Below are 14,449 nucleotides of genomic sequence, written 5' to 3'. Positions count from 1 at the left end.
GGCCCGCATGCGATTCGACCTGATGCACAAAACGGTAGCCGGCGCACGCTCCGTCCCGACTTCCCGCCGCGGTTTCCTGAAAGCGGGCGCCGCCGCCACCGGTGGCCTCGTCCTCGGCTTCGTGCTGCCGGCCGGCGGCCGCATCGCGCGCGCCGCGGACGCTGCCAAGCCGACGGTGTACGCCCCGAACGCCTTCCTGCGCGTGGCGCCGGACAACACGGTGACCGTGATCGTCAACCGCCTCGAATTCGGCCAGGGCGTGCACACGGGCCTGCCGATGGTGATCGCGGACGAGCTGGATGCCGACTGGCGCCAGATGCGCGCCGAACTGGCGCCCGCCGGCGACGTGTACAAGGACCCGGTGCTCGGCATCCAGATCACGGGCGGTTCGGGCACCATCGCCCACTCGTTCACGCAGTACCGCGAAGTGGGCGCCCGCGCCCGCGCGATGCTGGTCGCCGCCGCCGCCAAGCAGTGGAAGGTGGATCCGTCCCAGTGCCGCACGGCGCAGGGCGTCGTCTACGGTCCCGCGGGCCGCAAGGCGACCTACGGTTCCCTGGCCGAAGCGGCGATGGCGCAGCCGGTGCCGCAGACCGTCACGTTGAAGGACCAGAAGGCGTTCCGCTACATCGGCAAACCGATGCCGCGCCTGGACGCCCGCGCCAAGTCGACGGGCCGCCAGCAGTTCGGCCTGGACGTCAAGCCGGCCGGCACCAAGGTGGCCGTCGTCGCGCATCCGCCCGTGTTCGGCGCGAAGGTCGCGAAGTTCGACGCCGCGAAAGCGAAGGCCGTGCGCGGCGTGATCGCCGTGCTGGAGATTCCGGTGGACCGCGGCGGCAGCGGCGTGGCCGTCATCGCCGACGGCTACTGGCCCGCGAAACAGGCGCGCGACCTGCTCGCCGTCGAGTGGAACACGGGCGCCCTCGAAAAAGTCGACAGCGCAAAGCAGCTGGCGCAGTTCGCCGCGCTGGCGAAGACGCCGGGCACCGTCGCGCGCAAGGCCGACACGTCGAAGCTGGCCGGCGCCGCGAAGAAAATCTCGGCCGTCTACGAATTCCCCTACCTGGCGCACGCGCCGATGGAGCCGATCAACTGCACGGTCGACTTGAAGGACGACGCGTGCACCTTGTGGGTCGGCTCGCAGTTCCAGGGCATCGACCAGGCGGCGGCCGCCGCGGTGGTCGGCCTCAAGCCCGAGCAGGTGACGTTGAATACGATGATGGCGGGCGGCGGCTTCGGCCGGCGCGCCACGCCCACGTCGGACTTCGTGGTGGAAGCGGCTCACGTGGCCAAGGCGTACAAGGCCGCGGGCCATGCCGGTCCGGTCAAGTTGATCTGGAGCCGCGAGGACGACGTCCGCGGCGGCTACTACCGGCCGTCGCACGTGCACCGCGCCGACATCGGCCTGAACGCCGACGGTAACATCGTCGCCTGGGACCACGCGATCGTCGGCCAGTCGATCATGGCCGGCACCTCGTTCGAGCCGTTCATGGTCAAGAACGGCGTCGACAGCACGATGGTCGAAGGCATGGGCGAACCGTACGACGTGCCGCTGAACCTGACGGCGCACGCCGTCAAGGCCAACGTGCCCGTACTGTGGTGGCGCTCCGTCGGTTCCACGCACACGGCGTTCGTGATGGAGACGCTGATCGACGAAGCCGCGCACGCGGCGGGGCAGGATCCGGTCGCGTACCGCAAGAAGCTGATCGACGCGAAGCACGTGCGCCATCACGCGGCGCTGGACCTCGCCGTGGCGCAATCCGGCTACGGCAAGAAGACGCTGCCGAAAGGCCATGCGTACGGCGTGGCGCTGCACGAGGCGTTCAACACGATCGTCGCCTACGTCGTCGAGGCGTCCATCGTCGACGGCGTGCCGAAGGTGCACAAGGTCACGGCCGCCGTGCACTGCAACCTGCCCGTCAACCCGATGTCCATCGAAGCCCAGATCCAGGGCGCGGCGCTGATGGGCCTCGGCACGACCTTGCCGGGTGCGCGCATCACGCTCAAGGACGGCGTCGTCGAGCAGAGCAACTTCAACGACTACACGGTGGCGCGCATGAACGACATGCCGCACATCGACGTGCACATCGTGCCGTCGCAGGATGCGCCGACCGGCATCGGCGAGCCGGGCCTGCCGCCGCTGGCGCCGGCGCTCGCGAACGCCGTGTTCCAGCTGACCGGCAAGCGCCTGCGCAAGCTGCCGTTCGACCTGGCGGCGGCTTGAGCGTGTCCCTGGCCGCGCCGGTAGGCATCCTGTTGGCCGCCGGCCGGGGGCGCCGCTTCGATCCGCAGGGGCTGCGCAATAAGCTGCTGCAGCCGCTGGCGGGACCCGACCCCGTCGTCGTGGCCAGCGCGCGCACGCTGCTGGCGGCCGTGTCCCGCGTCGTGGCCGTCGTGCCGCCCGGCGACGGCGGCGTCGGCGCACGACTGGCGGCGCTGGGTTGCGACGTGACGGTGTGCCCGGACGCCGACAGCGGCATGGCGGCGTCGCTCACGCACGCCATCCGCCATTCGCTGGCCATGGCGCCGCGGCCGCAAGCCTGGCTGGTGGCGCTGGGCGACATGCCTTACGTCGAGGTGTCCACGGTGCGGGCGCTGGCCGCTGCGCTGGCGGCCGGCGCGGACGTCGCGGCACCCGTCATGGATGGCCGGCGCGGCAATCCGGTCGGTTTCGGCGCGCTCCACCTGGACGCGCTGCTGGCCCTCTCCGGCGACGAGGGCGCGCGCCGCCTCCTGCGCACCTGCCCGGTGACGGAAGTGCCGGTCCGCGATCCCGGCATCTTCCGCGACGTCGACACGCCGGACGACTTGACCGGTACGTAACGCTACCGTGTGAACACCCTCATTTCTGAAAAATCCGATTACACTACGGCGCATCGGAGACAGATTGTTCACGCCATATGAAAAAAGCACCCCAGAAGCAGCCGCCGGCCATCCAGTACACGATCGTCCCCAAGGACCTGGCCGGGCACCTGTTCGACGTCACCGTCACCGTGGCTGAACCCAGCCCGGAAGGGCAGGTGTTCGCGCTGCCGGCCTGGATCCCGGGCAGCTACATGATCCGCGAGTTCGCCCGCAACATCGTGCGCATCCGCGCCGAGGCGGGCGGCGCGACGGTCAGGCTCGCGAAGCTGGACAAGCATTCGTGGCAGGCCGCCCCCGTCGCCGGGCCGCTCACCGTGCAGTACGAAGTCTATGCGTGGGACCTGTCGGTACGCGCCGCCCACCTCGACCAGACCCACGGCTTCTTCAACGGCACGAGCGTGTTCCTGCGCGTCGTCGGGCAGGAAGCGCGGCCGCACCTGGTCGACATCCAGCGTCCCGCGGATCCGGCCACGCGCGGCTGGCGCGTCGCCACGGCGCTGCCGGAAGCGGGCGCCAAGCGCTACGGCTTCGGGATGTACGCCGCAGGCGACTACGACGAATTGGTCGACCATCCCGTCGAGATGGGCGAGTTCGCGCTGGGCGGATTCACCGCGCACGGGATCCGCCACGACATCGTGATCACGGGCCGCGTGCCGAACCTCGACATGCCGCGCCTGGAAAAAGACCTGAAAGCCATCTGCGAGACCCAGATCGCGTTCTTCGAACCGAAGACGAAAAAGGCGCCGATGGACCGCTACGTGTTCCTGACGATGGTCGTCGGCGACGGCTACGGCGGCCTGGAACACCGCGCGTCGACGGCGCTGATCTGCGCGCGCACCGACCTGCCCACGACGGCGGCGCCCAAGACGGCCGAGCCGAACGAGGGCTATATCAAATTCCTGGGCCTGTGCAGCCACGAGTACTTCCACACCTGGAACGTCAAGCGCATCAAGCCGGCCGTCTTCGCGCCGTACGACCTGCAGGTCGAGAATTACACGCCCCTGTTGTGGTTGTTCGAAGGCTTTACCAGCTATTACGACGACCTGATGCTCGTGCGCAGCGGGATCATCAGCGAGGCGACGTACTTCAAGTTGCTCGGCAAGACCATGGGCAGCGTTCTGCGCGGTACCGGCCGCACGAAGCAGAGCATCGCCGATTCCAGCTTCGACGCCTGGAGCAAGTATTACCGCCAGGACGAGAACGCGCCGAACGCCATCATCAGCTATTACACGAAGGGGTCGCTCGTCGGCCTCGCGTTCGACCTGACGATCCGCGCCAAGACGGAGGGCGCGAAGTCGCTGGACGACATCATGCTGGCCCTGTGGGACCGTTACGGCCGCGATTTTTACAAGGGCGGCGCGCGCGGCGTGACGGAACAGGACGTGGAAAGCCTGTTCGACGAGGTGAGCGGCGTGCGCCTCAAGAGCATCTTCGACCGCTATATCCGTGGCACGGAAGACATCCCGCTGGCCAAGTTGTACGCCCCGTTCGGCGTGAAGGTGACGGAAGAGCGCAAGAACGCCAAGCCGTCGCTGGACGTCGGCATCGGCCGCGACCCGGCCGGCGTCAAGCTGACCCAGGTGCACGAGGGCGGTGCCGCGCACCTGGCCGGCCTGTCGGCGGGCGACGTCCTGATTGCCGTGGACGGCCTGCGCGTGAACGGCAACCCGGCCAACCTGGATCAATTGTTCGCGCGCTACCGCGTGGACGACGCGGTGACCGTGCACGCGTTTCGCCGCGACGAGCTGATGTCGTTCGACGTCACGTTGCAGGGCGATCGCGTGCCGTGCGTCCAGCTGACCGTCGCGCCCGGCACGCGCAAGGGGCTTGCGGTCAAGCGGCCGAGCGCGAGCTGAGGGCGGGCGCCTTCGTGAGCTTTCGCTCAGTCATTCCGATGCCTGCGGCCCCGCCAGGCTGCGCAGCTGGTAGCGTTCGCTGTCCGCAAACAAAAAGGTCTCGGAAAATGTCAGCCTGCCCGTGGCCTGCGCCAGTTGCTGCGGCGGCGGCAGCGGCGAGCTGCGCCGTACCGACGTCAATGCTATCTCGGAGGCATCCGGATCGCGCGAGCGCTGGACTTCGACGTCCGCCAGCTGGCCGTCGCGGTCGACCGTGATCTCGAGCACGACGATGGCCGGCAGCATCGGCGGCAATGTGCCGGCGTAGACGTGATCGGGATTGCGTTCGGTCACGCGGCGCGCGACCTGGGTCTTGTAGTCGTCCAGGCCCGCGGGCACGGGCGCAGTCGGTGTGGCTGGGTGGAAGATGCGCGTGGCGACGTGTTCGACGGAGGAGGTGACGGCGTTGGCGGCCGTGCGCACGCCCGAGCATCCGCTCAAGCCTGCGATCGAGATGATAAGAACGAGGCCTGGGCGGATGATCGGTTTCATGTCAGTCAAATAAGCGCTTGAGTTCCGTGCCGGGATCGGGCGCGCGCATGAACGCTTCGCCCACCAGGAACGCATGCACGTCGGCGTCGCGCATGCGCTTGACGTCGGCGGGCGCCAGGATGCCGGACTCGGTGACCACGAGGCGCTCCGCCGGAATGCGCGGCAGCAGGCCGATGGTCGTGTCCAGCGTCACCTCGAAAGTGCGCAGGTTGCGGTTGTTGATGCCCAGCAGGCGCGTTTCGAGCTTCAACGCTGCATCCAGTTCGTCGCCGTCATGGACTTCGACCAGCACATCCATGCCGAGTTCCCGGGCGCACGCTTCCAGGTCGGCCATCAGGCCATGGTCCAGCGCGGCGACGATCAGCAGGATCGCGTCCGCGCCCATCGCGCGCGCTTCGTACACCTGGTACGGGTCGACGATGAAATCCTTGCGGATCACGGGCAGGGCGCACGCGGCGCGCGCCTGCTTCAGGTACTCGGGCGAGCCCTGGAAGAATTGCACGTCGGTCAGGACTGACAGGCACGATGCGCCGCCCGCCGCATAGCTTTGCGCGATCTCGGCCGGACGGAAGTCGGCGCGCAGCACGCCCTTCGACGGCGACGCCTTTTTCACTTCGGCGATCACGCCGGCGCGGCCCGCGGCTATGTTGCGGCGCAGGCTGGCCTCGAAGCCGCGCAGGCCGGCGCGCAGGGCGGCATCGCTTTCGACGTCGCGGCGCAGGCTGTTGAAATCACGCAGCTGCTTGGCGGCGGCGATCTCGGTGGCTTTGACGTCGAGGATCTTGTTCAGGATATCGGACATGGAGGACCTTCAGTATTGTTTCGCCAGCGCCAGCTTGACACCGAGCCAGACGAACAGGCCGCCCGTGGCGCGGTTGAGCCATTGCGTGACGGCGGGATTCAGTTTCAGGCGCGCGCTTGCCTTGGCGGTGAACAGGGCCAGCCCGTTACACCACAACATGCCGTTGATGTTGAAGACGGCGCCGAGGATCAGGAAGGCGAGCGCCTTGTGCGGCGCGTTCGCATCGATGAATTGCGGGACGAAGGCGAGGAAGAACAGCGCGACCTTCGGATTCAGCACGTTGGTCAGGATGCCTTGCGCGTAGATGCGGCGCAGGGGCAGCGGGGCGAGCGCGGGCGGTGCCGCGGCATCGCGGGGCCCGCGTTTGCTGAGCAGCATGCCGACCGCAAGATACAGGATGTACGCGGCGCCCAGCAGCTTGACGACGGTGAACGCGGCGGCGGACGTCGCCAGGATCGCCGACAGGCCGAGGGCCGCGCCGAAGATGTGCACGAACGTGCCCGTGCCGATGCCGAGGGCCGCCGCGCTGCCGGCGCGCCAGCCCTGCGTCGCACTGCGCGTCATGATGAGCAGGGAGTCCGGGCCCGGCATGATGTTCAGCAGCAGGCCCGAGACGACGAACAGAGCAAGGTCGTGGATGCCGAACATCTCAGCTCGCCGCGCCCAGTTGGCGCGTGACGCTCACGAACTGGTCGAGCTTCGCCAGCGCCGCGCCCGATGCGATCGCGGTGCGCGCGCGCCGCAGGCCGTCCTCGATGGACGACGCCACGCCGGCCGCGTACAGCGCCGTGCCCGCGTTGAGCGCGACGATGTCGTGCGCCGGACCCGGTTCGCCGCGCAGCGCTTCCATGATCTTCGCCTTCGATTCGGCCGCGTCGGCCACCTTGAGGTTGCGGCTGGCGATCATCGCGAGGCCGAAGTCTTCCGGGTGGATCTCGTATTCGCGGATCTCGCCGTCGACCAGTTCACCGACCATGGTGGCGGCGCCGAGCGAGACTTCATCCATGTTGTCGCGGCCCCAGACGACGAGCGCATGCTGGGCGCCGAGGCGCTGCAGCACGCGCACCTGGATGCCGACGAGGTCCGGGTGGAACACGCCCATCAGGATGTTCGGCGCGCCGGCCGGATTCGTCAGCGGCCCGAGGATGTTGAAGATGCTGCGCACGCCCATCTCGCGCCGCACGGCGGCCACGTTCTTCATGGCGGCGTGGTGGTTCGGCGCGAACATGAAGCCGATGCCCGTCTGGGCGATCGACTGGGCGATCTGCTCGGGTTTCAGGTCGATGTGGGCGCCCAGCGATTCGATGACGTCCGCGCTGCCGGACGACGACGACACGCTGCGTCCGCCGTGCTTGGCGACGCGCGCGCCGGCGGCGGCGGCGACGAACATCGACGCGGTCGAGATATTGAAGGTGTGCGCACCGTCGCCGCCGGTGCCGACGATGTCGACCAGGTGCGTCGTGTCGGCCATCGGCACCTTGGTGGAGAATTCGCGCATCACCTGTGCGGCGGCGGTGATTTCGCCGACGGTTTCCTTCTTCACGCGCAGGCCCATCGTCAGGGCGGCGACCATCGTCGGCGAGATGTCGCCGGACATGATTTTCCGGAAGAGATGCAGCATCTCGTCGTGGAAGATTTCGCGGTGTTCGATGCAGCGCAGGAGCGCTTCTTGAGGGGTGATCATGGCAAGTCTTTCGGTCAGGCGGTGCGGTCGAGGAAGTTCTTCAGCATCGCATGGCCGTGCTCCGACAGGATCGACTCGGGATGGAACTGCACGCCCTCGATGTCGAATTCCTTGTGGCGCACGCCCATGATCTCGCCGTCGTCCGTCCACGCCGTCACTTCCAGGCACGCCGGCAGCGACGCGCGCTCGATCGCCAGCGAGTGGTAGCGGATCACGGTGAAGGGGCTCGGCAGGCCCTTGAACACGCCTTCGCCGATGTGCGCGATCTTCGACGTCTTGCCGTGCATGACCTGCTTGGCGCGGACGATCTTGCCGCCGAACGCTTCGCCGATGGCCTGGTGGCCCAGGCACACGCCGAGGATCGGCTTCTTGCCCTTGAACGTCTTCAGCACGTCCACCGACACGCCGGCGTCCTTCGGCGACTTCGGGCCCGGCGAGATGCAGATGCGGTCCGGGTTCAGCGTCGCGATTTCCTCGAGGGTGATCTCGTCGTTGCGCACAGTGCGCACATCCTCGCCCAGCTCGCCGAAGTACTGCACGATGTTGTAGGTGAACGAGTCGTAGTTGTCGATCATGAGCAGCATGTCAGATCTCCCCATCCAGTCCGTCTTGCACTTGCTCGGCCGCGCGCAGCACGGCGCGCGCCTTGTGTTCCGTTTCCAGCCATTCCATCTCGGGGATGGAATCGGCCACGATGCCCGCCGACGCCTGCACGTACAGGTTGCCGTCCTTGATGACGCCCGTGCGAATCGCGATCGCCACGTCCATTTCGCCGCCGAAGGAGAGATAACCGCAGGCGCCGCCGTAGATGCCGCGCATGACCGGCTCGAGTTCGTCGATGACTTCCATCGCGCGCACTTTCGGCGCACCCGTCAGGGTGCCGGCCGGGAAGGTGGCGCGCAGCACGTCCAGGTTCGACATGCCGTCTTTCAAAGTGCCTTCGACGTTCGAGACGATGTGCTGCACGTGCGAGTACTTCTCGATGACCATCTGGTCCGTGACTTTCACGGTGCCCGTCTTGGCGATGCGGCCGATGTCGTTGCGGGCCAGGTCGATCAGCATCACGTGCTCCGCCACTTCCTTCGGATCGTTCAGCAGTTCGTGCGCCAGCTCGGCGTCGCGCTCCGGCGTCGAACCGCGCGGGCGGGTGCCGGCGATCGGGCGCAGCGTGACCTTGCGGCCGACGGCGGCATCTTTCTCGTTGCGCACGAGGATCTCGGGCGAGCTGCCCACGATCTGCATATCGCCGAAGTTGTAGTAGTACATGTACGGCGACGGGTTCAGCGACCGCAGCGACCGGTACAGCGACAGCGGCGAATCCACGTATGGCTTGCGGATGCGCTGGCCGATCTGCACCTGCATCAGGTCGCCGGCCATCACGTATTCCTTCGCGACGGCGACGGCCTTCAGGTAGTCTTCCTTGCTGAAGTCGCGCACGGCCTCGGTGCGGACGGAGCTCGACGTCACCGGCGCGTCCACGCTCCGGCGCAGCATCATGCGCAAGTCCTTCAGGCGCTGGCGCGCCTTGTTGTAGGCCTCGGGCAGGGACGGGTCGGCATAGACGATCAGGTACAGCTTGCCCGACAGGTTGTCGATCACCGCCAGTTCCTCCGTCACCATCAGCTGGATTTCCGGCAGGTCCAGTTCATCGCGCGGCGCAGTGTGCGCCAGCTTCTTCTCGATGTGGCGCACCGTGTCGTAGCCGAAGTAGCCGGCCAGGCCGCCGCAGAAGCGGGGCAGGCCCGGGCGCAGCGCGACCTTGAAGCGCGATTGATAAGCCTCGATGAAGTCGAGCGGATTGCCTTCGTGCGTCTCGATGACTTCCCCGTTCTTCTCGACCGTCGTGACGTTGCCGCGCGTGCGCAGCAGCGTCTTCGCCGGCAGGCCGATGAAGGAGTAGCGGCCGAAGCGCTCGCCGCCGACCACGGACTCGAGCAGGAACGTGTTCTTGCCGGCGTCCTGGCTCTGGGCCAGCTTCAGGTACAAGGTGAGCGGGGTTTCGAGATCGGCAAATGCTTCCGCGATCAGGGGGATACGGTTATAGCCTTGCGTGGCGAGCGATTTGAATTCGAGTTCGGTCATGCTTTTCTCCGGGCCGCCCGCAGGAAGGGGAACGGGCGGCGATTTCTTCAAAAAACCTGCCGGTTCAAGTGTGCACGAGGCGTGCACCGGCAGCAATCAGCTTGGGTCAGTTGGACCAGGATTGCCAGCGTCGCCACAGCCAGGCCTCATGGGCACCGGTTGGGTTGACGATGTGTTTTTTGGCGAAAAACATGGAGTAGATGGGTTATGAGTTGGCCACGTTATGGGCGCTGATCAGTTTAGCTGCTTCTAGCAGCGAATCAACTATACCATCGGAATTAATACTTTGCACAGGTTTTCCGTGGTTGTAGCCATACGGGACCGACAACACGAAGCAGCCGGCCGCGCGCGCGGCCTCGGCGTCGTTGCTGGAGTCGCCGATCGCGACCACGCGCGCCGGTTCCACGTCGAAGTCGCGGCACACCTGCAGCAGCGGCATCGGGTCGGGCTTCTTGCGCGGGAACGAGTCGCCGCCATAGACCAGCTCGAAGTAGGGTGTGAGCCCTTTTTTGGCCAGAAGCGGCTGGGTGAATGCGACCGGCTTGTTCGTCACGCACGCGAGACGCAGGCCCAGGTCCTTCAAGGCCTGCAAGCCTTCGATCACGTGCGGGTACAAGGTCGCGCGCTCGCCGTTGATGGCGAGGTAGTGGCGCTGGTACGCTGCCATCGCGGCGTCGAACACGGCATCGATGCGGGCCGCGTCGAAGTCGAGGGCGAGCACGTCGCGGATCAGCTTTTCCGATCCCTTGCCGACCATCGGCTCGATGATCTGCTGCGTGATCGGCGCCAGGCCGAATTCCGCGCGCATGCCGTTCAGCGCGAGCTCGAAATCCGGAATGGTGTGCAGCATGGTGCCGTCCAGGTCGATGATGGCGGCCCGGATCGCCGCGGCGCCGATTTTCATCAGGCGGCCTTCTTGGCGACGCCGGCCAGTTCGGCGCGCATGGCGTCGATGACGGCCTTGTAATCCGGCTTGCCGAAGATGGCGGAACCGGCCACGAAGGTGTCGGCACCGGCGGCGGCGGCGGCCGCGATGTTGTCGGCCTTGATGCCGCCGTCGACTTCCAGCATGATGTCGCGGCCCGATTCATCGATCATGCGGCGCGCGATCGCGATCTTCTTCAGCGCTTCCGGGATGAACGACTGGCCGCCGAAGCCGGGGTTGACGGACATGATGAGGATCATGTCGATCTTGTCCATCACGTGGTCCAGATAGTGCAGCGGCGTGCCCGGGTTGAACACGAGGCCGGCCTTGCAGCCGTTGTCGCGGATGAGCTGCAGGGTGCGGTCGATGTGCTCCGACGCCTCCGGGTGGAAGGTGATGATGTCGGCGCCGGCCTTGGCGAAATCGGGGATGATGCGGTCGACCGGCTTGACCATCAGGTGGACGTCGATCGGCACCTGCACGTGCGGACGGATGGCCTGGCACACCAGCGGTCCGATGGTCAGGTTGGGAACATAATGGTTGTCCATCACGTCGAAGTGGATGATGTCGGCGCCGGCGGCGACGACGTTGCGCACTTCCTCGCCCAGGCGGGCGAAGTCGGCGGACAGGATGCTGGGAGCGATGCGGTAGGTGGTCATGGTGGGAGAGCCGGTCTTGCCGGGGTTGCTTTAGACAAAGCCAGCATTGTACGCCGGCGGCGTGCTTTCGGCCGGCGCGTGTATCATGTCGACGACGCTCATGTCGACCACGCGTTTTTGCCAATCCAACAAGGAACACCGATGCCCGTCTACGATTTCGCGATCACCGTCAGGACCCAGTACCTGCCGGAGCAATCCCACCCGGACCGGACGCAGCATGTGTTTACCTACACCATCACGATCAAGAACACGGGCACCGTCGCGGCCCAGCTGATCTCGCGCCACTGGGTGATCACGGACGCCAACAACCAGGTGCAGGAAGTGCGGGGACTGGGCGTCGTCGGTCACCAGCCGCTGCTGCAGCCGGGCGAGCAGTTCGAATACACGAGCGGCACGCAGCTGGAAACGGCGCAGGGGTCGATGGTCGGCGAGTATTTCTTCGTGGCCGAGGACGGGCACCGCTTCGAGGTCAAGATCCCCGAGTTCGTGCTGTCGCTGCCGCGCGCCCTGCATTGATCGCTTGAGCCGGTCACGCGTCGGGCGTATCGTTTTTCCTGGCGCTTTTTCCGGACGAGGACGGTTTCTGCTCCGGCTTGCGCCCGGCGAACATCGTCCACCACACGATAAAGACCAGCAGGAACAAGGCCGCGCCGGCTTCCAGCAACAGTATCCACATCGCGCATTTCCTATGTTTTCGACACGCCGCAGTGTACCCGCTTTATTGACCCTCGTCGCCTTGCTGGCCGCTTGCACGACGCCGCCGCAACAGCCGCCGCAGCCCAAGCCGCCCATCAAGATGCCGCCGCCCGTCGGGCCCGTGACCGTGCCGCCGACCCAGCCGGCGCCGCCACCGCCGGCGCCGCTGTTCACGCCCGTGACGTTCGACGCGCTGCCCGGCTGGCAGCAGGACGACCTGCGCCAGGCCTGGCCGGCGTTCCAGGCGTCGTGCCGCGCGCTGGGCGCAAAGCCCGACTGGACGATGCCGTGCGCCGCGAGCAAGCTGGTCGACCCGGGCGACGACACCGCGATCCGCCAGTACTTCGAAGCGTATTTCGTGCCCAATCTCGTGCGCGCGCCCGACGGCGCCGACACGGGCCTGATCACGGGCTATTACGAACCGATGCTGCACGGTTCGCGCCGGCGCGGCGGCCCGTACCAGACGCCGCTCTATAAAGTGCCGGACGACCTGATCACCGTGGATCTGGCGAGCGTCTACCCGAAGCTGAGAGGCATGCGGCTGCGCGGACGCCTCGTCGGCAAGACCGTTGTCCCGTACGAAACGCGCGCCGAGATCGAGCGCGCGCGCATCCCCGGCAAGGCACTGGTGTGGGTCGACGATCCGGTGGAAGCGTTCTTCCTCGAGGTGCAGGGTTCCGGCCGCGTGCAGCTGGACGACGGCGCGACGGTGCGCATCGCCTACGCCGACCAGAACGGCCATCCGTACAAGGCGATCGGCCGCTGGCTGATCGAGCAGGGCGAGCTGGCGCCGGGCGAGGCGACGGCCCAGGGCATCAAGGCGTGGATCGCCGCGCATCCGGAGCGGCGCCAGGAACTCCTCGACGTGAATCCGAGCTACGTCTTCTTCCGCGAAGAACGCCTGCCTGACCCGAGCGTCGGGCCGAAAGGCGCGCTGGGCGTGCCGCTGACGCCCGCGCGCTCCGTCGCCGTCGATCCGTCCTTCCTGCCGCTGGGCGCGCCGCTGTTCCTGGCGACGACGGCGCCGGGCGGCGACGCGCCGATGCAGCGCCTCGTGATGGCGCAGGACACGGGCGGCGCCATCAAGGGCGCCGTGCGCGCGGACTTCTTCTTCGGCTTCGGCGCCCAGGCTGCCGACGACGCGGGCCGCATGAAGCAGCGCGGCCAGATCTGGGCGCTGTTGCCGCGGCCGGCGGCGCCTTGACGACTGCGTGATGCGGTGCAGGTATCGACGATAGCAAAGGCTTGTTGCCGTATACGTCACTTTCGTCGTTCAGGCGCTACAATCCGGGTTCATCTTATTAAGGGGTGTCCCATGGAATATGCAGACCTGCTGATCGAACACCACGACAAGGTGGTCGTGATCCGCCTGAACCGTCCGAAGGCGCTGAACGCCCTCAACGACAACATGATGAACGAACTGGGCGACGCGCTGTACAAATTCGACGCCGACCCGGCCATCAACGTCATCGTCCTGACCGGCAGCGACAAGGTGTTCGCCGCGGGCGCCGACATCGCCGCGATGGCCAACTACACGTATGCCGACACCTATCCCGGCAATTACATCGGCCGCAACTGGGAGCACATCCTCAATGTGCGCAAGCCGGTGATCGGCGTCGTGTCGGGTTATGCGCTGGGCGGCGGCTGCGAACTGGCGATGATGTGCGATTTCCTGATCGCGTCCGACACGGCCAAGTTCGGCCAGCCGGAGATCAAGGTCGGCGTGACCCCGGGCGCCGGCGGCACGCAGCGCCTGCCGCGCGCGATCGGCAAGTCGAAGGCGATGGACATGCTGCTGACGGCGCGCATGATCGACGCGGCGGAAGCGGAGCGCACGGGTCTCGTGTCGCGCGTCGTGCCGGCCGACCTCGTGATGACGGTGGCACTGGAAGTGGCGGAGACGATCGCCGCGATGCCGGTGTCGGTGGCCATGCAGATCAAGGATGCCGTCAACCGCGCGTTCGAGACGACGCTGACCGAAGGCGTGCGCTACGAGCGCCGCTACTTCCAGGCCGGCTTCGGCACGGCGGCGCAGAAGGAAGGGATGGCCGCGTTCCTGGAGAAGCGCAAGCCGAATTTCGAGGGGATGTAAGTTCCATGGCTCTTGCATGGACGCGGGCGGATTTGCTATAGTTCGCGTCCTGCTTCTGCGGGGCGCGACATCGAACGGATCGAGCGCACTGTAGAAAACGGAAGAGTTGACGAGTTGAACGAAACACTGCATAATCTCGCTTCTCTGCTGCTGACGAACAAAACGATTCGCAAGCGCAGCAAGGCAGTACCGAACACAGTTCTTTAACAATAAACAGTCGATAAGTGTGGGCGTTTGATGAGGTGCCAGTATCGCTT

15 protein-coding genes are annotated in these 14,449 nt (G+C 66.6%); 6 read left to right on the top strand and 9 right to left on the bottom strand.

Annotated elements, in window-relative coordinates:
• The first annotated feature begins 7 nt into the window (after positions 1-7).
• The 3 genes from ISF28_RS28595 to ISF28_RS28585 all read left to right on the top strand — a co-directional run bounded on the left by ISF28_RS28595 (position 8) and on the right by ISF28_RS28585 (position 4,721).
• Positions 8-2,224 (top strand): xanthine dehydrogenase family protein molybdopterin-binding subunit, encoded by a 2,217-nt coding sequence (locus ISF28_RS28595; protein ID WP_198120583.1) that lies wholly within the window; start codon positions 8-10, stop codon positions 2,222-2,224.
• A complete protein-coding gene (locus ISF28_RS28590; protein ID WP_229519445.1) occupies positions 2,221-2,823 on the top strand; it encodes a nucleotidyltransferase family protein in 603 nt (200 codons plus the stop codon). The genes ISF28_RS28595 and ISF28_RS28590 overlap by 4 nt, the downstream gene beginning before the upstream one ends.
• A gap of 77 nt (positions 2,824-2,900) precedes the next feature.
• Complete coding sequence (locus ISF28_RS28585; RefSeq protein ID WP_198120582.1) at positions 2,901-4,721, top strand: M61 family metallopeptidase; 1,821 nt, start codon at positions 2,901-2,903, stop codon at positions 4,719-4,721.
• A gap of 30 nt (positions 4,722-4,751) precedes the next feature.
• Here ISF28_RS28585 and ISF28_RS28580 read toward each other — a convergent pair whose 3' ends face one another.
• From ISF28_RS28580 to rpe, 8 genes are all read right to left on the bottom strand, one after another.
• Positions 4,752-5,252 (bottom strand): TonB C-terminal domain-containing protein, encoded by a 501-nt coding sequence (locus tag ISF28_RS28580; protein ID WP_198120581.1) that lies wholly within the window; start codon positions 5,250-5,252, stop codon positions 4,752-4,754.
• 1 nt (position 5,253) lies between these two features.
• Entirely contained in the window at positions 5,254-6,054 is an 801-nt protein-coding gene (trpC, locus tag ISF28_RS28575) for an indole-3-glycerol phosphate synthase TrpC (RefSeq protein WP_198120580.1), read from the bottom strand.
• A 9-nt stretch (positions 6,055-6,063) separates the two neighbouring features.
• A complete protein-coding gene (locus tag ISF28_RS28570; protein ID WP_198120579.1) occupies positions 6,064-6,702 on the bottom strand; it encodes a LysE family translocator in 639 nt (212 codons plus the stop codon).
• Position 6,703: 1 nt separating this feature from the next.
• Positions 6,704-7,738 carry an anthranilate phosphoribosyltransferase gene (trpD, locus tag ISF28_RS28565; protein ID WP_198120578.1) on the bottom strand — a complete coding sequence of 345 codons (1,035 nt, stop codon included), beginning with the start codon at positions 7,736-7,738 and terminating at the stop codon, positions 6,704-6,706.
• A 14-nt stretch (positions 7,739-7,752) separates the two neighbouring features.
• On the bottom strand, positions 7,753-8,322 hold the full coding sequence (locus ISF28_RS28560; protein WP_198120577.1) for an anthranilate synthase component II: 570 nt from the start codon (positions 8,320-8,322) through the stop codon (positions 7,753-7,755).
• 1 nt (position 8,323) lies between these two features.
• Positions 8,324-9,820: an anthranilate synthase component I gene (trpE, locus tag ISF28_RS28555; RefSeq protein ID WP_198120576.1), complete on the bottom strand. Its 1,497-nt coding sequence runs from the start codon at positions 9,818-9,820 to the stop codon at positions 8,324-8,326.
• Between the two features lie 205 nt (positions 9,821-10,025).
• On the bottom strand, positions 10,026-10,724 hold the full coding sequence (locus ISF28_RS28550) for a phosphoglycolate phosphatase (RefSeq protein WP_198120575.1): 699 nt from the start codon (positions 10,722-10,724) through the stop codon (positions 10,026-10,028).
• The gene (gene rpe, locus ISF28_RS28545; RefSeq protein ID WP_198120574.1) at positions 10,724-11,404 is read right to left on the bottom strand and encodes a ribulose-phosphate 3-epimerase; all 681 of its coding nucleotides are present in this window, start codon (positions 11,402-11,404) and stop codon (positions 10,724-10,726) included. Before rpe ends, ISF28_RS28550 begins: the two co-directional genes overlap by 1 nt.
• A 141-nt stretch (positions 11,405-11,545) precedes the next feature.
• Here rpe and apaG point away from each other — a divergent pair, with 141 nt between their 5' ends.
• On the top strand, positions 11,546-11,920 hold the full coding sequence (gene apaG, locus ISF28_RS28540) for a Co2+/Mg2+ efflux facilitator ApaG/CorD (protein ID WP_198120573.1): 375 nt from the start codon (positions 11,546-11,548) through the stop codon (positions 11,918-11,920).
• Between the two features lie 13 nt (positions 11,921-11,933).
• Here apaG and ISF28_RS28535 read toward each other — a convergent pair whose 3' ends face one another.
• On the bottom strand, positions 11,934-12,080 hold the full coding sequence (locus ISF28_RS28535) for a hypothetical protein (protein WP_198120572.1): 147 nt from the start codon (positions 12,078-12,080) through the stop codon (positions 11,934-11,936).
• Positions 12,081-12,092: 12 nt separating this feature from the next.
• Between ISF28_RS28535 and mltA the strand changes: the two genes are divergently transcribed.
• Together mltA and ISF28_RS28525 are read left to right on the top strand one after the other, a co-directional pair.
• A complete protein-coding gene (gene mltA, locus ISF28_RS28530; protein ID WP_198120571.1) occupies positions 12,093-13,304 on the top strand; it encodes a murein transglycosylase A in 1,212 nt (403 codons plus the stop codon).
• A 111-nt stretch (positions 13,305-13,415) separates the two neighbouring features.
• Positions 13,416-14,192 carry an enoyl-CoA hydratase gene (locus ISF28_RS28525; protein WP_198120570.1) on the top strand — a complete coding sequence of 259 codons (777 nt, stop codon included), beginning with the start codon at positions 13,416-13,418 and terminating at the stop codon, positions 14,190-14,192.
• Positions 14,193-14,449: the final 257 nt, after the last annotated feature.

Source organism: Massilia rhizosphaerae, assembly GCF_016093545.1.
GTDB classification, from domain to species: Bacteria; Pseudomonadota; Gammaproteobacteria; order Burkholderiales; family Burkholderiaceae_D; genus Telluria; species Telluria rhizosphaerae.
This window is presented reverse-complemented; position numbering and strand designations above follow the sequence as displayed.